Source organism: Pseudomonas sp. OG7 (assembly GCF_014192825.1).
GTDB lineage: Bacteria > Pseudomonadota > Gammaproteobacteria > Pseudomonadales > Pseudomonadaceae > Aquipseudomonas > Aquipseudomonas monteilii.
Window position 1 is genome coordinate 1 of sequence record NZ_JACHYK010000014.1, and the last position, 20886, is coordinate 20886.

The following is a 20886-nucleotide window of genomic DNA, read 5'->3' on the forward strand; positions in this document are numbered from 1 at the left end:
CGACACAGCAGTGCTATGCAGCTGTCTCCAGTAGAGTATGAGAAACGCTATTTCCTGAGCTTGGAGAGTGTCTAGAAAACCAGGGGCGATTCACTACGCCTATCCAATCCTTGTCGACTGCATTCAAGCCGCAGTTCCTTGATAGCCAAAATTACTACGCGGACCTAGGCGAGTACAGATAGCAGCTCGCCGCTTTCATGACATACGCAGCGCTTGGCCGATCGTAGGTTAGACTTCGGAGGACTTTCGAGCTGCGATTGGCGCGTTGCGCCAAGAAGGGCTGGAGTACAGTGCCCAAGCACTCTCGCTGCACTTGAAGGGGGCCAATCAAAACGAGGACACTGGCGGAAGCGTGTGCCGCCTTTCTGGAGAAGCCCCTGGACCAAATCTCGACATCTCGTTACAAAGCAAATTGCAAGATCACTAATCAGGCTGAGCGTTGCTGCTCGATCCTGGGTTCCAGCGACCTTTTCTATAATCACAGGCCGGATTCAGTCCGTGGAAGACCTGCACTATGCTATTCATTTGCTGTACGGATACAGATTACCCGAACAGTTCCGTTAGGATGCGTTGCGCCTATGCAGGTGAGATTAGCTTACCCGATAACGGTTAGGCAGTTTGATGTTAAATTTGATTGCCAATGCACGCAACGTAAACGCGACAATAAAACCGCCAAGCAAATCGTAACTGTTCGAATAGCCTAGAGTGCTTAAAGCGTAGTAGGCGACAGCCCCCCCCAAGGTCGTAGTTATGTATAGCTCTTCATTCATCAGAGTCAGATTGCTACCACATAATACATCACGAGCAATTCCGCCAAATGTAGCTGTCACCACACCCATACACATTGCGATTAGTGGTGATGCTTCAGCAAGTAGCGCTACTTCAGTACCAACCGCCGAGAATAATGCTATGCCAATTGCATCCATCCAAAGTAGAGCTCCCGCAAGCGACGTCAGTCTGGGGGCGATGTAATAGGTGACGGCAGAGGACACAAGGCAGATTACAATCCACGTAGGTTCCCTGATCCAGAAAACAGGTAGATTTCCTATCAGCACATCACGCAGCGTGCCGCCCCCGAGTCCCGTGACTGTTCCAATTAGTATAAACCCCAATATATCCATTTTGAGGCGCGCCGCACTCAGTGCACCAGAAACGGCAAAGACTGCGACCGCGCAGAGCCCCATGACATTCACCACAGCGGTAAGATCGTACAAGATGAAACTCCTATCGGGGCCTATGAAGGTACTGCTTCGGCCAATCGCGAGCGGGCTCGCTCCTAAAGGTTATGCGCTAAACCAATAGAAGCGAGCCCGCTTATGGCGCAGTCGTTAGAGCGGCAGCAAATAAATCCGGGTCAGAAGTAATAACCGATGTTCATGTACAACTGGTTTTCCCACTGATTACTCCCTCCAGCGCCCAAACTCTGGGTGAGGCTGCTGCCACCGATCACCGGATCATTCTTTCCGTACAGCCATTCCGTGGCGATCCACAGTTTACTGAGGGAAAACGAGGTACCGACAATCATCCGTTGCGAGGTCTTGAAATTATCCGCGGATTTGTCGAAAGCGCTGTAGTTAGCGTACAGCTTCACACCGCTGATTTGATCGAACAGATACTTACCGCTTACATCGTAGCTCACATCCGCGACGTACAAATTACCGCGACTGGCGACGTTGTAAGTGGCGTCGTACCCCCCGAAACTCACCAGTTCATCGGTACCAGGGTTTCGCGGGGACATCTGCTGTCGCGCGGCTTGCAGCTGCACGCCCCACGGGCCGTTTTTGCCGATATAGTGCACCGCCACGGCGTTACGTCGGCCATCGTCGTTGGTATCGCGGTTCTCTAGGGACGAGGTCAGACCGGAGATTCCGACTTCAGACTTCCAGGGCCCCAGGTCTAGCGCCTTGGCCACCCGCAGGACCACTGTGTTGCGTTCCTGATTGTTGCTGCCGCCGAAGACATAGCTGTCAGCTTCGGAGACCACGCTGGAGTACGTTTCACCGTTGCTAGTACCTTTGCCCTGCCAGGCCGGGCGTAGGTAGTAACCGGCCTGAATATTCCAATCGCCGCTTTGATGGATGTACTTGGCGCCAACTTCTTCCACGTCTTCCAGGCCTATGACGCTACCCAGGGTTTGGTAGAAAGTGCTGCCGAAGTATGGCTGCAAGCCGAACGGCAACTGGTTAAGACCCACCTGGACCTGTTGGTCGGAGTTGAACTTGTAGCCGATCCACGCCAATTCGGCGAACTGGACATCACCGACATTATTAGTGTACTGGTAGGGGTAGGCTCGGCCGTAGAAACGGTACTTGGCCTCGCCGATCCAAGTGTCGGAGTTATAGTTAGCCCTGAGGATAGCGGTGTCGAAATTAAACTTTTGGATGTCTCGATCCGGATCATAGTCCCAACGCGCCCGGACGGCACCGCCGATATCGAGGTTGTCGGTAACCTGTATCGCCATCGCGGGGGTGGAAAGTGCACCCAAGAGCGCAATCGAGGTCAATGTGCGCAAGGGCCGGTTAGTGTTCAAGTTCATAGTCGCTCCGTCTCTCTTCTAGATCTTATTGTTGGCAACAGCCATCCCGGCCACGACAAAATCGCGGCCTGGATGAATGGGGTAGGGCCCAACAGAACGAAGGCTGCGAACAGCGTCAAACTGAGGGCCAGGAGGGTCAGTAAAAAGCAGTCAGCTGAGCCTGGGTGTAGTTGTCCGAGGCTGAACCTAGCACCTCTCCACTAAGTTAAGATGGACCTAACAAACCGCAGTCATTCACATTCCCGTGTCAACTGCGTTGCAGTTCTTCAACTACAGCCTCACAAGCACGGAAGGTATTCAACGTCCATTCCGAATTAATAAAGTCGGGCCAACTAGAAAGTTTTACAATAACAACTTCAGAAGCCGGATGCCAATAAATACTCTGTCCAAACACTCCACGCGCCGAATAAGTACCCTGCTCGCTATCTAGCACCCAGCACTGATTGCTGTAGGCGGAGTTAGGAAAGTGCTTGACGTAGAAATCATAGAGGACTTCAAACGCCGGTGTGGAACCGCTGCCGCATGCGCGTACAAATTCCTGCGGAACAATCTGCTGGCCGTTGAAATATCCACCCTGTAGATACATCTGAGCAAAGCGCGCTAGATCACGCAACGTGGCACTCACCCCGCCATCGGCCAATGCGGTTCCAACGCAATCGAGAGTGATATTCGCATCTTGTTCTGCCCCCAGTTTTGACCAGATTTCCCGGCTTAGTAAAACGGGGAGCCGCTCGCCGCAAGCACGCTCACACACCCAGGCCAACATGTCGGTATCCACTGAGCGATACTCAAAGAACTTCCCATGTTCACGGTCTTTACTCAGCGACTTCAACAAACCATAAATACTGTCGGGGCACTTCAGCTCACCCCGTTCACGCCAACCCGAGGCGACATCCAACTGGATGAATTCAGCATCCGGATCGGTGTAGTCCTCCCTAAATCTTACTCCCGTGCGCATATCCAGAAGATCCTGTACACGGGCGTCGCCGTATCCGCTTTCCGAAAGCTCGGGCACATAATTGCTGACCCGCGCTTGGGGATCGATTCTGCCTTGGCCAATCAACCTGCCGACCAGGCTGCCGATGATAGTCTTGGACACCGACTGCAGCAGATGCAACGTGTGCGGCTGCATACCGTTAAAATATTGCTCAGTAACCACCTTGCCTTGATGAAGCACCAAAAAGCCATCGGTGTAACTATCGTTCAAGAAGGTCGCTAGGTCAGTTTGCCCGCCGTCGACCCGCTGAAAAAGTACAGCGTCCAGTGAGCGTTCATTGCGCTCAAATTCGGTGACCGGCCCGGGACCGCGATGAATAGCTGCCACCGGAAACAGCTGACTCATGTGCTGGAACGACCAGCGGTTATAAGGCGGACTGTCCCAATTATGCTGGCCGACTTGCTTTTCGCGAGAGGGCGGATAGCCCTGCATCAGCTTTAAGTCCTGATAACTAATGCCGGGGGCGGTCATGTCCTTTTTGTTGTACATGGGGTTCAGCTCTCATCGTTCAGTGGGTGATGGCAAGAAAAGCGATGGCCGTATTCCCGAGTCTCGGCTGGCACCTCTCGGCGACAACGCTCACTGGCTCGCGGACAACGGGGCGCGAAGTGGCACCCAGCAGGTCGGTTCAAGGGGCTGGGGATTTCGCCACTAAGGATCTGCAACTGGTCCCGACGCTCCGGGTCGATGGAGGGCACTGAGTTGAGCAGCGCGCGGGTATAGGGATGACGCGGTCGGCCGAACACCTGCTCCACAGACCCTGCCTCGACGATGCGCCCCAGGTACATCACAAGCACCCGCTGCGCCAGATACTCGACTGTCGCCAGGTCGTGGCTAATAAACAGGTAGCTCAGCCCATTAGCGGCCTGCAGCGTCTTGAGCAATTGCAGCACTTGGGCCTGAACAGACACGTCGAGCGCAGCCGTAGGTTCATCGAGGATTAGCAGTTTCGACTCCAACGCCAAGGCCCGAGCGATAGCGATACGCTGCAACTGGCCACCGGAAAACTCATGGGGATAGCGCTCCATGTGCTCCTCGCCCATCCCAACATTTCCAAGCAATTGAAGAATGCGCTCGTGCAAGGCGCTCCCGTGCAAACCAAAGGCGACCTTCAGTGGCTCGGCAACAATCGCCTTGATTTTCATTTTCGGGTTTAGCGAGGCGTAGGGATTCTGGAACACCATACTCAAGCTCCGGCCCCTCGCCTTGGCATCAGTGGGCAGCGGCCGACCTTCGACTAAGATTTGCCCACTATCGGCTGATAACAGTCCGAGCAAGGTCGCGGCAACCGTGCTTTTGCCGCAACCGGACTCTCCCACCAGCGCGACCGTTTCACCGACCTGAACCTCCAGGCTGATGTGGTCAATGGCAGTCACTAGGCCATCGCGGCTGGCGTAGGTCTTATGCAACTGATGAACACTCAGCAGTGCGGGCTGTTTGTTGTTATTCATAGCCGTTTACCTTTCAAAAAAGCCTCACACCTTGACTAACGTGTTGTGGCAAGCGGCCCAATGTCCCTCGCCAATTTCTACCCTTGGCGCAGCGTGAACGCAGCGTCCCGTGGCACGCTCACAACGTGGGTTGAATGCGCAGCCCGCCGGGGGAGCCGCCATGTTCGGCACCTGCCCCGGGATGAAACCCAGCGGCTGAGGCCCCTGCCCCAACGTGGGCACGGTACCCATCAACTTCATGGTGTAGGGGTGTGCAGGTCGCTTGAACACTTGGTCCACCGGGCCGCTCTCCACCACTTCGCCGGCATACATAACCGCCACCCGGTCGCAGAGCGAAGCGACAACCCCAAGGTTGTGGGTGATAAACAGAATCGCTAGATCCTGCTCCCGTGCCAGTTTGCGCAGGAGGGCGATGATCTGCGCCTGCACTGTGACGTCCAGCGCCGTGGTCGGCTCATCGGCGATCAGCAGTTTCGGTCGACAGGCCAGCGCCATGGCAATCACAACTCGCTGTAACTGACCTCCAGACAACTGGTGCGGATACTTAGCCAACACCAGAGGAGGGTCTGGCATGCTGACCGCTTCCAGAGAGCTCAGCGCCTCGGCGCGGGTTTGTGCCTTACTCAGTTGCCGATGGCAGCTGATGACATCGAACATCTGCCGCCCGACCGTGAAGAACGGGTTGAGCGCCTTCATCGGATTCTGGAAGATCATCGCCGCGCCACCGCCACGCAATGCCGCCAGCTGCGAGGCTGACGCGCCGTTAACCTGTTGTCCGGCGACCCTGATAATGCCTCCCAGCCGAGCGGTCTCAGGCACCAACCCAAGGCAAGACATAGCGGTCATTGACTTACCCGAGCCCGACTCCCCCACTAAGCCCAGGATTTCGCCGCGCTTTAACTTAAGGTCGATGCCACGTACTGCCTTTACGGTCTTGAACAAACCAGGGAAAGACACCGTCAACCCTTCCACCTCAAGCACTAGAGCTTGCTCTTCGTCGTTACTCGAATCGGCGAGACGCAAGACAGCAGAATATTGCAAGGATTCATCGATCATCAGCGTGTCCCCTTCTTTGGATCGAGCACATCGCGCAGCCCGTCACCCACCAGATTGACGGCCAGCACTAGGACAAAAATCGCCACACCGGGAAACAACACAGTCCAGGGATTCTCGAGCAACTGCGAGCGCGACGCCGCGGCCATCAGCCCCCATTCGATCATGGGCGGCTTGGCACCCAGCCCGATAAAGCTCAACGAGGCAGCGGCGAGAATGGTGTAACCAAAATCCATGGAGCCCTGCACGATTACAGGGGTAGTGGCATTGGGCAGTACATGTCGAAGCAAGATACGTCCGTGACTGACGCCCATAGAACGGGCTGCGTGGATATAAGTTTCTGAACGAACCCGTACTACTGCACCGCGCATGATTCTCGCGTACCAGGGAAACCAAGAGACAGCGAGCGCCAACATGGCATTGGCCAATCCCGATCCCAGCGCAGCGGTGATAGCGATCGGTAGCAACAACGGCGGAAAGGCCAGAAACACATCTGATAAACGCATCAGCAGCGTATCCACCCGCCCACCGAAGTAACCGGAAACAAGCCCAATCGGAATCCCGATTAGCATCGCAATCAAAGTTACGCTCACCCCGATGACCAGCGAGGTGCGTGCGCCATAAAGCACCCGTGAAAGAATGTCACGCCCAAACTCGTCGGTGCCCATCCAGTGTGCCCAGCTGGGTGCCAGCAATTTCTGGGAAAAGACAATCTTGTTCGGTTCATAAGGGGCAAGCCAGGGCGCGAAGACTGCTGCCAGGATGATCAGCAGTAACAACAGCGCACCGAATACGAACAATTTGTTTTCGCTGGCAAAAGCCAAGGCCTTGATACGCCATGATGGGGCTCGCGAAGGCATGGACTGTGATATGTCTTGGATACTCATTGGACTCGCAGCCTCGGATCAACAAGGTGATACAAGAGATCAACGATCAGGTTGATCGACAGATATGTCGTGGCCAGCACCAGAGTGGCTCCCATCACAGCAGGGAAATCATTCTGAGCAATCGAAAACACCACGAAGCCGCCCAGGCCTGGCCAATCGAAAATAAACTCAACAACTACCGCACCACCGAGTAGGTAACCGAAGGTCAGGCCCACCACCGTTAGGAGCGGAATCATTGTTGCCTTGAGGGCATAGGCGTAATGAATACGCCACTTGGGTACACCGTAAGAAACGGCCGTACGGATGTACTCCTCAGATAGCACCTCAACCATCATGTTGCGGGTAATCCGGGTGACAGTGGCCAAGGTCACTATGACCAAGGTGAGCACGGGTAGCGTCAGATGCTTGATGGCACTCCACAGTGCTACGAAATTACCGGCCAGCAGAGTGTCAATCAGGTAAAAACCCGTCACACGCTCAAACGGACTATCAAGAAGAATGGAGGCATCGATACGACCTTGCAGGGGCAGCCAGTTAAGCTTGCCATAGAACAGCAACTGCAAGCCCATGGCCAAGATGAACACTGGAAACGCCGTCCCGGCGATTGACCCCGCTCGTGCGACATTGTCGACCACCCGGTTTTGCCGCGCAGCTGAGATAACACCGATCGGCACACCTAGCACTACCACCCAGAACATCGCGAGAAATGTCAGTTCAAAGGTCGCTCCAACCCGCCTGACCACTTCCTCCATCACCGGCCGTCCGGTGCGCAGACTAGTACCGAAATCACCTCGGAGAAGATCGCCGATGTAATTTAAGTACTGAATTGGCAGAGGTTTATCCAACCCCAGCTTTTCCCGTGCAACGGCAATTTGCTCCACCGTGGGGTGGTTCCCCAGCATCATTTCCACCGGGGAACCCGGAAGAGCTCGACTCAGAACGAAGGTGATAGTCAACACTCCCAAAAGAATGAAGAACATCACAATCAATCGCTGAGTTATATACTTCGCCATTTGGAACACCCCTTGTGGCTAAAAACTTGACCCGAACCTCTTACACCTTACGCAAACAGCCAAGAGCGGATTAACCCTTGACGATCTGACCAGAAAATTAAATATCTGGTCATTTATTTACCGGGTATATCAGGGACTACACGTTCCACTTCAACTAGTACGAATCAACGCTCAATGACTCAGGTTGTAGTAGAGAATTGCCTCATAAGCTGGATTCAGGCTTTTTTCCATACCCTTTATGTTTTTGCGGGAGACACGTATCTGCTGAACGTCGGCGTACCAGATCGCAGGAGCGTCTTGGGCTAGCAGCTGCTGTGCCTGCACGTACTTTTCAGTTGATTTGGCCCGATCACTGCCTTCTAGGGCTCCCGCCTCTTCTATCAACTGATCAAAGTTTTGGTTACTGTAGTGAGACAGATTGAAGAGCGTCGTTTTCTCTGTATGGAATTCACTAACAAGCCAGTCGCTAGGTGTCGAATATGTCGGCCACCATGCCATAGATTGCATGTTGGGAGCGGTATCCAGCTTCTTTGCCCGATCCCAAATAACACCCCACTCGCCGGGACGTAACTCCACATCAACGCCCACCTGGGACGCCGTAGCCTGAAACAGTTCGGCTGCGTTTGAATAGACGCCACTGATATACTGCATCGAGACCTTCCAGTCCCGCTTAGGCACACCGGAAGCCTCCAACAACTGTCGGGCTTTGTCCGGATCGTAAGAGGCCATAGGCACGCTGGCATGCCCCCAGATACTGGTGGGCAAAGGTCCCTTAGGAACACTGCCGTAGCCATGCAGAATATCTTTGGTGACACTTTCATAGTCCCAGAGATACTGCAATGCCTGACGAAACTTTAGGTTATTCGTAGGGTATTTCTGGGTATTGATCAAAAATTGGAAATTTTTCCACGAAGGCGCGGTACTCACCTTGATTGATGGGTCTTCTCCCAACACTTTGAGCTGGTCAAGAGGGATATCCCAGGCGACCCCAGCCTCGCCATTTTTGATCATCTGAGTACGGGTAGAGGCTTCGGATACAACCTTCACAATGACCCGATCAAACTGCCCTTCTTTCCACCCGCCCCAGTATCCGTCGAATCGCTCAAGCACCACTTGCTGGCCTTGTTCGACCTGCCCAAGTTTGTAGGGACCGGTGCCGATGGCGTTGGGAGCCATCATCCAATTATGCCCTTTCTCTACTGCCGCCGGGGCAATGATATAAGCGGCATACTGGCCTGCCGCGATCAGATTGGCCGGAGTGGGACTTTTAAACTTGAGCGCTACCGTATCGTCAGCGAGGACTTCGACGGCATCCAGATTTTTCCATACAAATGCAGCGCCTTGATTAAGCTGCTTGACGTAGTCAATGGAGACTTTGACCGCTGCCGCGTTAAAGGCCGCCCCGTCATGAAACTTCACACCGTGCCGAAGCTTGAAAATCCAGGTCTTTCCGCTGTCGCTGCTCTCCCAAGACGTCGCGAGCCCGGGGGAAAACTCCTCTGCGCTGCCCGGCGCGTTATATACAACTAGTGTCTCGTAGATATTTCCCAGCACTCGTACTTCTTCCGAAAAGGCCGAGGCCGGATCCCAATCCTTGAAAGAGGCTCGATCAGCGACAACCAAGGTATTGTTTGCCGCATACACCGAACCACTGGTCAATGACGCAGTCACAGACATCGCCATCAAGCCCGCCACTAATGCTCGTTTTACTTTCATTGATTTTCCTCTTGTTTTTATGGTAGGCACAGCGGGTGATTTTTAAAGCCGATATTCATTAATATTGGAACGAATGTTTGGTTCACCATTAACGAAAATGACTTCTGGGTGATGAATGAATTATCGATCTACCTGAAGGCCATCTCAATTTCGCGAACACGAAAAAAAATACGCTAGCTGACGCCCAGGAGCGTCAGATAGCGTCACGTTTTGAAAGTTTAGAACAGCGGAGGGATAAGGTTGAATTCACCTTCTGATGGATGAACCAGTAGCCGTGCTCTCACCTCAACGGGAATCTGTGGAGCATCGATCGGAAAACAGCTGCAGCTTCTGAGAGCGCTACGCAGGTCGATCGACTCGCCTAGGTACTCAAATACTACATGGGCCCCGAAAGGACGCCGAAAATTGTCACCCGATACGCCGATTACCAAACCATTGAGAAAACGAAAGCGACTTCGGTAGGAGGGATATATTGCCGACCATATATAGCCCCGCGATGAGAGGTACTCGCGCTCGACGATATAAATTAAATCGGAGGAGGCGAAGCAGAAACCACGATACTTGTTAATACCGAAAGTCTTAGCTTGGTCATCACCCAACCTCATTCTCTCGAAGGTTTTGCTAAGGATCTTTTCACCCGAGCGGGTCAAGCGGGTAATCGATTTGATCACCTCTCCCGGTGCGGCGGGAGACATCAGATAGACAAAGTAGTAACCCTGGTACTTCGACAATTCGTGCGCAGAGCTTGGAAAAAAATCCACTGGTATCGCACTCTCTGACTCCCGCACCGCATTTTGCGTAGTGAGAAGAGCACGGAAGGATTCATGCTCGAAAAATATTTCTTCCTCATCCACACCAAAAAAGTTGCAGATTTTGCGTAGCGTAAAAGGTGAGGGAGTCGCTTGCGCACCTAAATATTTATTGAACTGCTGACGATTTATATCAAGTGAGCGACATACCTTTGCCACCGACTTATAATATCCACAGAGAAGGCGCAGATTCTGACTGAAATCGTGCATCGATTGAGATGAATTAGAACTAGCCACAAAGAATACCCTCACGCCACATTGACAACACCTTGTACTAATCGCCGCTTGGAGTCACGGGCTCAAAAACCGAGTGCAAGACACCTGCTGCGGAGGCTCAGCATTGCCAACCCGTGATCGACGCAAGCATTACGCAACAATAGCCTCTTGCTGAGGGAGCATTCAACAAATACAGAGCTATCCAGCTCCCTCCGTGACCCCAAAACATCGTCATGGGCTGCATAGTTTTATAGCCGCACCTGTTGCCATCTAGGATTTCACCGTTGCAGCGGTACGACAAAAACGCAGAAATCCCCCAAGACAACCAAACTGTTACGCAAGCTCAGCCCTGTCGTTCAGAATGCACTAGACAGTGCTACCAGCACCTGAACAGCACCAGCGCTGCATTCATGATGAAGCTCGGTCGACGATTAAAGCTAGCCGAGACCATAGGCACTACCTCTGGCCTGCGGTGGAAATTCAAGATTCATGTTGCTGACCAAAGCTAAAGAATCGGCTAAATTAGGGTACTCAAGGGCACACGCACGCAAAATCTTGACACATCTTAATTTTAGTAAGATTTTTTGACGTAAACGTAAACGTAAACGCAGTAGAGAGGCTGACTATGCATCACGGCGTTTTTCAAGGTAGTCGCTCAGCGCGTTCGGTGGGGTTGCGCGAACTGTAGTTGTACATGCATCAGCCACCACCTCTTCTGTTTGAGTCCAGCGCTGCAACGTTCTGAGCATCAAGCCAACTTCCTTACACGCCTTCGACTTTCGGGCGCCGGCATCTATCGCCTCTGTCAGCCAAGCCACCAGCAGTTGCCGTTCCGGCAGAGCGGTCAATTGTCCTCGTCGTCTACTCCCCGAGTAGTCGTTGAGCTTTTTTGCAGCATTAGTAATGAATCGCCCCTGGTTTCGTAGACACCTCCAAGCCTCATAATGAGGCCCAAATAGGAGGTGCCATGAGTCGTCATGCGCTACACTTAAGAATTCAATATTGAAGCTGTCAAGCTTCATGCCGGAAGCCAACAATCGGCGCGACTAATCACCTTGCGCAGTAGAATATGAAGCTAAATTTTTAGTCCTCACTCAAACGCTTTAATATGCCGCGAGATTGTACGAATCTTACCTTAAGCCTCGAATTTCGACACCAGTTCTTGCAAAAGGCTCGATAGCTCCGAAAGATCACCACTTGCCTGATCTGTTTGAGTGACGCCTTCGGATGCTTCCTGGAACAGCCCCTGTATTTTGAGCAGGCTCTGTTTGACGCTTTCCATCATGCCTTGTTGCTGATTAGCTGCGCCGGCAATATCCCTGCTTCGCTCATTAATTGTCTCGATTGAGTCCTGAATATCTCTCAGAGCCTGGTCAGCGGAACCCGCCAAACCCAGAGTGATCTCTGCGCTTTCCGAGCTGCGTTGCATTGACGAAACTGCTCGCTCTGTTACATCTTGAATTCCTCCAATGAGCACTTCGATCTCATGGGTTGAGCGCTTCGTTCTATGAGCCAAGGCCCGAACTTCCTCTGCGACTACTGCGAAGCCGCGCCCCGCATCACCGGCCCGGGCTGCCTCAATCGCGGCGTTCAGCGCGAGAAGGTTCGTTTGCTCGGCGATTGAGCGAATAACCTCAATTATTTTGGTGATGTTTGCAACGCTCATGGCCAGCTCGCCGATCTGCGCATTTGTCAGCGCAACCTCTGCAGAAAGCCCCGAGATGGAATTGACCATCCGAGCAACCTGTTCACAGCCCGATCTAACGCTTTGATCGGAAATCTGAGAGGCGTCAGCAGTCCTCGCCGCGTTCTTTGCAACCTCCACCACGGCGAGCGTCGCGACATGCACAATAGAAACTGCGGCCTCAACTTCGTCATCTTGCAGCTTCATAGCCCTTGATGAGGATGCGGTGACTACTTTGAGTTCATGTGCAGAGGCCGCAATACGAGTGGATGAATTCGTGATTGCCTCGATTACATTCCTCAGGCCGTCCTGCATGACCTTTAGCGAACTGAGCACCTGAGCAGGCTCGTCTCGGCCAAACGCGTCAATCTTCCCGTCCAGTCTCCCACGGGCAACCCTCTCAACCACCTGCACTGCTCGCCCAAGGGGCTGCACAATGCTCCTGGTGTAAAAAATCGCCAAGCCCACCGTTACCAAAAGAGCAAGTAGTACGGCAGCGATGATGCCCCGCCGGGCACTGTCCCTAGCCTGAAGAAGCCCTGCCGTGGCATTCTCATAGCCTTCCATATTGAGCTTCATGAGCGCCTCGGTCGCCATCCCGAGCCGCGTCCCATAGTCAATGATTGCCCCCATCAGCATTGTGGAAGCCGAGGCTATATCGCCGGAAGAAATGAGGCCGACAATTTTCTCCTGCTCAGCGGTATAGGCCCAGTCAGCCTTGTCGAACTGGTCAAATACCCTTCGTTCACTCGCACTCGTTAGCCCGGCATCGACACGAATTTTCAGCGCCTGAACCTCACCTACTAGAGCCTTAAGCTGACGAACGCCGCCCTCCCTCGCAGCGGGGTTCTCCATCGAGGCCAGTTGAGCAAGAAACACATGATTTCTAAGCTGTGCTTTAACCAGGTTACTGAGGTTAACTATATTAGGAAGCCACTTTTCATTGATGACCGCTGATTGCTTTGTCATCCTTTCCATTTTTTGGAGAGAGAATGCGCCCAAGAGAAAAACAATGAGTGCTATGACGCCAAAACTAAACGCCGAACGTGGCGCCAACTTCATACTTCGCAACATATAGCCCCCTGAAAAGCCAAAATCAGCCAAAAAAAACGCCTGACGAAGACCGTACAGGCGCACAAGGGAAGTATGGAATAAAAGAACAGGCGTTAAGGCAATCCTTAACGGAAAGGCCGACGCAACCCTTTTAGGAAAATCTGCGCGCGTAGCTTATCAGTCAAGAAGCCAGCTTTTTAACCACAAGAAAAACACCAATGAAGCCGCTGACCAATCCGCTGAAAAAACCACTCACGCTATTGCCGATGGAGTTATCAATCGGATTGAGCGGGAAAGGTGCAAGGTAATAAGCAACCAAGAAGGCCACGACTGCGGATACCACCCCACCAATAAGGCCTGCTCTAACAGATTCTTTCAAGGCAACATTCATAGCAGCTCCTCTGTTTTTTTATTTTCGGACGTGCATTAATAAATCACTTCTTCAGGAGAGGAAGATTATTGACTTAGGTGTTTCCTCGTTTTTCTAACTGGCCTCGACTCGCCGGAGCCAGAGGAATCGAGTATTCATCCCTGACCGTTAAGGAATTAAATGGGATTCCCCAGATACTGGTAGGTCTGCAGGAGCAGCCCAGCGGATTTCTCTCGATTACCCAGCGCGTCTTGCTGTTCATTCTTGCACAGCTGAAGCGATGCATCGCATATCGTCTTGCAACGTTCATATCGACGATTGGAGTACATCTCAACGGCAGCATTTGCTGTTGAAGTGGCCGCGATGCTCTCTGCGAGCACAACCGCATCTTCAATGGCCATACCGCCACCAGAAGTCATGTGAGGCGTAGGCGCATGAGCAGCATCGCCAAGCAGAACCACTCGACTGCGATGCCAAGGCGCAGGCACCAGTGTGATATCCAGCGGACGGAAAATGACTTGTTTGGCATCGGTAACAAGCTCCAGCGACTCGCGAATTGCCGGAGCGGTGTACTCCATCAACCGATCCCGAATCAGGTGGTGAGCCTCTCCTTCCGGAATGCGCAAAGGCTCTTTGCTGTTTTCGAGATAGAAGATGTAGCAACTCTCTTGTGACGTGGGGAATGATCCCACCGTATGGCCAGTAGGAGTGCGGTAAAGGCAGAAAGCATCGATTTCAGCCGGCCTCGGCGCGTTAAAACGCCAGACGCTTTGACCCGCAAATCGGGGGCTGCAGTCTGTGCCAAACAGCTGATCACGGATTTTCGAGTAAACACCGTCGGCCGCTACTATCAAATCGTAAGTTGCCTCGCGGCCGTCCGAGAATCGAACGTCAACGCCGTCCTCACGATTGACCAGATTCTCTACAGTCAGACCGCGATCAATAACTGCGCCGGCGCCCTCAGCAGCGGCCTCCAGGATGCGCGCCAGTTCCGGGCGGCGAATCCCGCAGCTGGGAGGTGCAGGATTGGTTAGCAGAAGCTCGCCCGCCGAGTTGAACTGGCGAAACTTGTCGAATCGGTAGCCACTATCCAGGCAGGGCTCAGCGAGACCGAGACCGCTAAGGGCTCGCATCGCATTGTGAAGCATGCAGATTCCAGAGCCGGCTATCGGGGCTTCGGGCTTGATATCGATGCAGTGAACATCAACACCAATCCTGCGAAGCGCAAAAGCTGCTGTAGCGCCACCGATTCCGCTGCCCACGATCAGGACGCGTTTAATTGCATTCATTTCTTGTCTCCTCTCCGCTTCTGTGGCGGGTGGTAACTGCTATAGCAGGTGTAGGCGCCTGCGCATACCCAAGGCACTGCGCAGGGCTGGTCAATTTTGCGCCTCTTACTGATTGGCGCCGATTCCAAGCCGCAGATAGCTGCAGCTTGGAATCGGCGCCCGTCAGACCCGCTCGGATGCTGCACTATCTACCCCGAGTAGGTCCAGTCACCTTCCGACGCCCAAACCTCGCGGCTTCAAATCTTCTAAGGCACAAATTAACTGCAGCACATCTGATACTTACATGAACGGCTTGCGACGCTCTGGCCACCAAGATTCTTCCGGACGCTGCCCAATGCGGTTACGCAGCACACCGACACCGCCCACTTCCAGCTCGACCACATCACCAGGGTTCAGACTACGACCCAGCTCGAATGCCGAGCCGTCACCCATGGTGCCGGAACCAATGACATCGCCAGGCTGGATGTGGTCGCCGATCGAGACGTAGGCGATCAACTCCTCCGGAGTCCAGAGCATCTCGGACGTATCGCCCTCCCCCCAGGTCTCGCCATTAACGCGCACGGACATCTTGATGGCGTTCAGGTCGGAGAACTCGTCAATAGTGGTGATCCACGGGCCGATGCCGTAAGCGAAGTCCTTACTCTTCGTTGGACCCATCCCGATTGCGAACTCGTTGGCCTGGAGATCGCGAGCGCTAAAGTCGTTGAAGATGGTCACACCGAACAGGTGCGAAAGAGCAGTGTCGGGAGTAATGTTATTGGCGCGGGCACCGATGACCCAACCGAGCTCGAGCTCGTAATCGATACGCTGGCCGCGGGCAGGCCACGGCACCTCAGCATCTTGACCGATGACGGTCCAGGGCGAGCCCTTGAAGTAACCAGGGATTTCCAGCAGAGCCGGTTGCGGAGTTACATTCATCCGTTCATGGAATTGGCGGATGTGCTTGGTGAACGTCAGCCCGTCGCGCACAACCGAAGGATCGCAGGCAGCCCCCCACTTCAGACCGTCCATGGCCAGCGACGCATCAGCGCCGTTTTTCTCTGCAGCTTCGGCGGCGGTGTCCAAGAACTGCTGCCCCAGAGCGATGGCAGCAGACATGCTTTCAGGGAACACCGTAGATGCATAGCGAAGGGCAGCTTCGCGGGTGGCGCCCTTTGCTTGAAGACGCAGCGCTTCAGCGGCACGCAGATCGATAACCCGATTCTGCTCCGGTAGAACCATGCAGATACGCTGTACAGGACCATCCAGTCCTTCAACTACAAATCGACCTAACTTCATCACTTTCTCCCGAGGGGTGGCTTGTTCCGTCGATACCAAACTATACGTATCGTTTCATAAGTGCAACCACCTGTACGCACTTTACGAAAATCGCCAACTGGGTTGGCTGAATTAGCCTTGCCCGAAAGAAATATTTTAGATACGCTCCGTGTCGTTTCTTGCAAAATCATCCCCTACCCTGCACCGCCAGGAGGGGCTAAATGAGCTGTCACGCACGTCGAGAAGGCCGCACCTCTAGAGGCCTTCAACTGCCTCACAAGGCAAGCTATTTGGCTGCAGATCTAGGTACCCGTGTAGTCAGAGAGGTCTCTGCAATGCACTTCTTGCTGAAGCTGGGTCGCTCTACGCTCGCTCATCCCGTAACCGCTGCTTTTTGGAATCAACCATATGACCGCCAATCTCCAGAACCCCGTCTTCATTTCCAGCGACACTGCACGGACTGTCTTTCGCTGGGAAGATGCAATTGCCGCTCTCCAAAAGGCATACGCCCACCCCATCCCCGCGAAGGCGACTCCGTCTCGCACGGTAGCGGTGCTTGAAAAAACCTGGCTGCGCAATCTCCCCGCTATTCCTCCTGGCAGCCGCTACTACGGCGCCAAGCTGATGGGTTCGAACATGGGGGGCGACGCACCTCCTGGTATCGAATACGTCATCGTCCTATTTGATCGGACCACCAATCGGATCGCAGCTTTCGTCGACGGCAATCTAGTGACGGGCTTCCGCACCGCCTCCACCTCGGCCGCAGCATTGGATCGGCTTGCACCCAAGGGTCATGCTCGCCTGGCAGTACTCGGTAGCGGTCTGGAAGCAGCGATGCACACCCGCGCATTCGCAAGTGTTCGCGAGCTCACCGAAGTCAACGTGTACAGCCCGACTCCTGAGCGTCGTGAGGCATTCGCCGATGCGGTGACCGCAGATACCGGCGTACCTGCCAAAGGTGTGGCATCTGCCAAAGAGGCAGTGGAAGGCGCAGACATCGTGCTGACCGCGGCACGCTCTCGTGGAGAGGAGCCGATTCTGTTTGCAGAGTGGCTGAAACCCGGCGCAACTGTTGTCTCGATTGGCTCGACCATTCCTGAGCAGCGCGAAATAGACGTCTCAGTCGTTGAGCGTAGCGACATCATCATCTGCGACACACTGGAAGAAGTACTCGAGGAGACCGGGGACATGCTAGCGGCCAAGGCAGCAGGCATTGAATTCCACAACAAGGCATTCAGCCTGGCCGATCTCATGAGCGGCGCCTGCGCCGATGCCCTGGCGAAAGCTCGCGCCCCGATGTTCAAGTCGGTCGGCGGCGGCCTGCAAGACATCGTCGTCGCTGAGCTGATTCTCACCAAAGCAATCGATGCCGGCCTTGCCACCCCGCTCCCCATCGAATTCGAAACCAAAAGCTAAACGAATTTTTATCCAGATAGCACCATCAACAGAGGAAACTGAACATGGCCAATTACAACAAAAAGGACGCCCGTGAGTGGGCACGTGAACACCTGCTCGGCGTGGCCAACGTCACCATTCCGACGATGACCTCCGACTTTAAGCGCATCAACGAAAAAGCTGTGCGCCATGACGTCGAACTGGCAATCCAGCATGGCTTCGTGGGCACGTTGTCCTGCTCTGAGGTTGCAATTACTCAGGACCAGTACGTGGAATTCTGCCAAATCATGGCCGACCAGGCCGCAGGCCGAATGGTCGTGGTCCATCATGCCGTATTTAACACCCTCGAAGAAAACATCGAAGCGGTAAAGCGTGCCGAAGCCGCCGGCGCCGACGTGGTCCTGCTAGGCTACCCGCCCTACTTCTACCCGAAAAATTACGAAGAGGTCTTCCAGTACACAAAGGCAGTCTGTGACGCGACCAATCTGGGTGTAATCATCTTCCCGCTACCGGCCTGGGGCTTCAGCCGACTGCACCCCGCAGACATCCCGAACTCTGTTCTGCGTCGCATGGTTGACGAAATCCCTAACGTTGTGGCGATCAAAGCCGAAGGCGGCCTGCCCTATATCATGTCCGCCATCGAGGTGCATCGTGAGTTCCACAAGGAAGTCGTGATCTCTTCTCCTCTGGAATACGAATACGTGCCCCTGGCCCAGGTCATGGACATTCCGTTCTGTGGTACCAACTACTCCGCCTACTACGGTCCGCTCCTGCCACAGATCCACAAGCTTATCCGCGCTGGCAACTACGATGAAGCCACTCAGCTTTGGTACAAGATGGATCCGGCGCGCAAGGCTTTCGCCAGCCTCCCGATGGCAGCTAACGGCCTGCTGAACCGCATGATGTGGAAGTACCAAGGTTGGCTCCAGGGCTACAACGGCGGCCCCCTGCCCCACCCGACTCAGCGTGTATACCAGCGGGACATGGCGGCGCTGCGCAAAGGTCTCGAGGCCGCAGGCCTCAACCCCACCCGCGACGCCGACGAAGCCTTCTTCGTCGGCCGTAACCCTGTTTGAGGCCTGCCATGTCCAGTGCAAATAATCTGCAGTTGAAAGACCCTGACCTGCTGCGTGAAGCCATGCTCATCGATGGCCAATGGGTGCAAGCCGAAAACGGCCAAACCATTGAGGTCCGCAACCCCGCTACCGGCGAGCTGGTTGCTCTTGTTCCCAATGGCGGCGAGCGCGAAACACAGCGGGCAGTAGCAGCCGCGGAGCGTGCCATGAAAAGCTGGCGCAAAACTCTGCCAAAGGAACGCTCTAAGGTACTACGCAAACTCTTCGATCTGATGCTGGAAAACATCGACGACCTGGCAAAGATCATGACTGCCGAACAGGGTAAGCCCCTGGTTGAGTCGCGCGGCGAGATCATATACGCCGCCGGCTTCATCGAGTGGTTCGCCGAGGAAGCAAAGCGTGTTTACGGAGACATCATTCCACACAACGTTGAAGGTCGTCAGATCCTCGTGCAGAAGGCCCCGATCGGGGTGTTCGCAGCTATTACTCCTTGGAACTTTCCCTCTGCGATGATCACCCGCAAAGCAGGTCCGGGTTGGGCTGTTGGCTGCGCTGGCGTGATCAAGCCGGCAAGCCAAACTCCACTATCTGCCCTGGCACTAGCAGTACTTGCGGAGCGTGCAGGCCTGCCAGCAGGCGTCTGCAACGTCGTGACCGGTTCAGCCCGGGCAATCGGCGGCGAGCTGACTTCCAACCCGACCGTGCGCAAACTCTCCTTCACCGGCTCGACCGAAGTCGGTGCACAGTTGCTAGCTCAATGTGCACCAACCATCAAGAAGACCAGCATGGAACTGGGCGGCAACGCCCCGTTCATTGTCTTCGATGACGCTGATGTGGACGCAGCAGTGAAGGGCGCCATTGCAGCCAAATACCGCAACACCGGGCAGGCCTGCGTCGCTGCCAACCGGATGCTGGTTCAGTCTGGCATCTACGACACGTTCGCACAGAAGCTCGCCGATGCTACTGCAGCTCTGAAGGTTGGCAACGGCATGGACGAAGGCGTGGTTCTTGGCCCGCTGATCAATGATGAGGCGGTCAAAAAAGTCGAAGAGCATATTGCTGATGCGGTAGAAAAAGGCGCCCGGGTATCAACCGGCGGTAAGCGACATACCTTAGGTGGTAGCTACTTCGAGCCGACCGTTCTCACCAATGTACCGAACGAAGCGTTGATCTTCAGCGATGAAACCTTCGGACCAGTAGCGCCACTGTTCCGTTTTGAATCCGAGGAAGAAGCGATCGCCATGGCAAACGACACTCCGTTCGGCCTGGCCGCGTATCTCTACGCGCGCGATGTGGGCAGGATTTTCCGCGTTGTGGACAGCCTCGAGTTCGGCATGGTCGGTGTGAACGAAGGGATAATTTCGACTGAGGTTGCTCCCTTCGGCGGCGTGAAAAACTCCGGCCTCGGCCGTGAAGGCTCCAAGTACGGCGTGGAGGACTACTTGGAGATCAAGTACGTCGCCCTTGGCGGTCTGAGCCAGTAACCGTAGAGTAGCTAGTGCTCGGCAGCCAGAGAGGTCTGCCGAGCACACTCCCTGCATCCCAAAAGTTTCGCACTGAAGCACTGCTGCCACCAACAAAACCCTTAGACTGAGTAAGCTCATTGGACACTGATGCGTAAACGTGAGTTTGATCCAATCAGCGCGGTTCTACGGGCATGAGCCGCATGATTACCTAGCTGATCTACCGACACAACCCCCAAGAAAAGTTTATGAACTGTTGCCTCACGTCTGGCGGCCTACTTAACCTGAAGCCAAAGTCAACCACTCAATTCATGGATTGTCCGGACCGAACATATGTTGCCAATTTCTGGCTGATTATCAGAAATCCCAGCCAGGGTATTTTGAGCCTAGAAGACTTACTGTGTCCCACCGAAATCAGCGGAATTCCCGGGCCTTGGTTGTATTGCGAAGGCCCGCCTCGAGTTCACATTGAGGCACGCAGCCAAGGACGGCTTCGAGCAGACGAGTTCATTGAACATATCGCTTTCCGCATGGGGGGGGGGGGGGGGGGGGGGTGTTAAAAAAAAAAAAAAAAGACCAACGTGTTGCATCCAATAATACAGAGATCCAAACCAAAAAATA

General features: G+C 54.2%; 16 protein-coding genes and 3 pseudogenes. 4 read left to right on the forward strand and 15 right to left on the reverse strand.

From position 1 onward, the window contains the following. Nucleotides 1–590: 590 nt before the first annotated feature. The 15 genes and pseudogenes from FHW75_RS26315 to FHW75_RS26380 form a co-directional block, all read right to left on the reverse strand. Nucleotides 591–1214, reverse strand: coding sequence for a trimeric intracellular cation channel family protein (locus FHW75_RS26315; protein WP_221212587.1), 624 nt, complete (start codon nt 1212–1214; stop codon nt 591–593). Nucleotides 1215–1354: 140 nt separating this feature from the next. After that, complete coding sequence (locus tag FHW75_RS26320) at nt 1355–2536, reverse strand: hypothetical protein (RefSeq protein ID WP_183675170.1); 1182 nt, start codon at nt 2534–2536, stop codon at nt 1355–1357. Nucleotides 2537–2783: 247 nt separating this feature from the next. Continuing rightward, nucleotides 2784–4022: a serine hydrolase gene (locus tag FHW75_RS26325; RefSeq protein ID WP_183675173.1), complete on the reverse strand. Its 1239-nt coding sequence runs from the start codon at nt 4020–4022 to the stop codon at nt 2784–2786. A gap of 5 nt (nt 4023–4027) precedes the next feature. After that, nucleotides 4028–4984 (reverse strand): ABC transporter ATP-binding protein, encoded by a 957-nt coding sequence (locus tag FHW75_RS26330; protein WP_183675177.1) that lies wholly within the window; start codon nt 4982–4984, stop codon nt 4028–4030. Between the two features lie 24 nt (nt 4985–5008). Beyond that, nucleotides 5009–6040, reverse strand: a complete 1032-nt coding sequence (locus FHW75_RS26335) for an ABC transporter ATP-binding protein (RefSeq protein ID WP_183675179.1) — start codon at nt 6038–6040, stop codon at nt 5009–5011. After that, a complete protein-coding gene (locus FHW75_RS26340; RefSeq protein WP_183675182.1) occupies nt 6040–6924 on the reverse strand; it encodes an ABC transporter permease in 885 nt (294 codons plus the stop codon). Before FHW75_RS26340 ends, FHW75_RS26335 begins: the two co-directional genes overlap by 1 nt. Continuing rightward, nucleotides 6921–7937 (reverse strand): ABC transporter permease, encoded by a 1017-nt coding sequence (locus FHW75_RS26345; RefSeq protein ID WP_183675185.1) that lies wholly within the window; start codon nt 7935–7937, stop codon nt 6921–6923. Before FHW75_RS26345 ends, FHW75_RS26340 begins: the two co-directional genes overlap by 4 nt. Before the next feature lie 171 nt (nt 7938–8108). Beyond that, a complete protein-coding gene (locus FHW75_RS26350; protein ID WP_183675188.1) occupies nt 8109–9653 on the reverse strand; it encodes an ABC transporter substrate-binding protein in 1545 nt (514 codons plus the stop codon). Nucleotides 9654–9871: 218 nt separating this feature from the next. Beyond that, nucleotides 9872–10672, reverse strand: a complete 801-nt coding sequence (locus tag FHW75_RS26355) for a helix-turn-helix transcriptional regulator (protein WP_221212588.1) — start codon at nt 10670–10672, stop codon at nt 9872–9874. Between the two features lie 656 nt (nt 10673–11328). After that, nucleotides 11329–11569 (reverse strand): annotated as a pseudogene (locus FHW75_RS26360) (IS3 family transposase); the annotation flags it as partial. A gap of 244 nt (nt 11570–11813) precedes the next feature. Continuing rightward, nucleotides 11814–12329 (reverse strand): annotated as a pseudogene (locus FHW75_RS27335) (methyl-accepting chemotaxis protein); the annotation flags it as partial. A gap of 342 nt (nt 12330–12671) precedes the next feature. After that, a pseudogene (locus FHW75_RS27340) lies at nt 12672–13436 on the reverse strand (MCP four helix bundle domain-containing protein); the annotation flags it as partial. Between the two features lie 160 nt (nt 13437–13596). Further along, nucleotides 13597–13806: a hypothetical protein gene (locus FHW75_RS26370; protein ID WP_183675197.1), complete on the reverse strand. Its 210-nt coding sequence runs from the start codon at nt 13804–13806 to the stop codon at nt 13597–13599. 155 nt (nt 13807–13961) lie between these two features. Further along, entirely contained in the window at nt 13962–15074 is a 1113-nt protein-coding gene (locus FHW75_RS26375) for an FAD-dependent monooxygenase (RefSeq protein WP_183675200.1), read from the reverse strand. Between the two features lie 279 nt (nt 15075–15353). Next, a complete protein-coding gene (locus FHW75_RS26380) occupies nt 15354–16352 on the reverse strand; it encodes a fumarylacetoacetate hydrolase family protein (protein WP_183675203.1) in 999 nt (332 codons plus the stop codon). Between the two features lie 387 nt (nt 16353–16739). On the opposite strand from FHW75_RS26380, the gene FHW75_RS26385 reads away from it, so the two are divergent. From FHW75_RS26385 to FHW75_RS26965, 4 genes are all read left to right on the forward strand, one after another. Then, a complete protein-coding gene (locus FHW75_RS26385) occupies nt 16740–17747 on the forward strand; it encodes an ornithine cyclodeaminase family protein (RefSeq protein ID WP_183675206.1) in 1008 nt (335 codons plus the stop codon). A 44-nt stretch (nt 17748–17791) separates the two neighbouring features. Next, on the forward strand, nt 17792–18802 hold the full coding sequence (locus FHW75_RS26390; RefSeq protein ID WP_183675209.1) for a dihydrodipicolinate synthase family protein: 1011 nt from the start codon (nt 17792–17794) through the stop codon (nt 18800–18802). Between the two features lie 26 nt (nt 18803–18828). Then, nucleotides 18829–20286 (forward strand): NAD-dependent succinate-semialdehyde dehydrogenase, encoded by a 1458-nt coding sequence (locus tag FHW75_RS26395; protein WP_197854482.1) that lies wholly within the window; start codon nt 18829–18831, stop codon nt 20284–20286. Nucleotides 20287–20425: 139 nt separating this feature from the next. Next, on the forward strand, nt 20426–20548 hold the full coding sequence (locus FHW75_RS26965; protein ID WP_409347981.1) for a transposase domain-containing protein: 123 nt from the start codon (nt 20426–20428) through the stop codon (nt 20546–20548). Nucleotides 20549–20886: the final 338 nt, after the last annotated feature.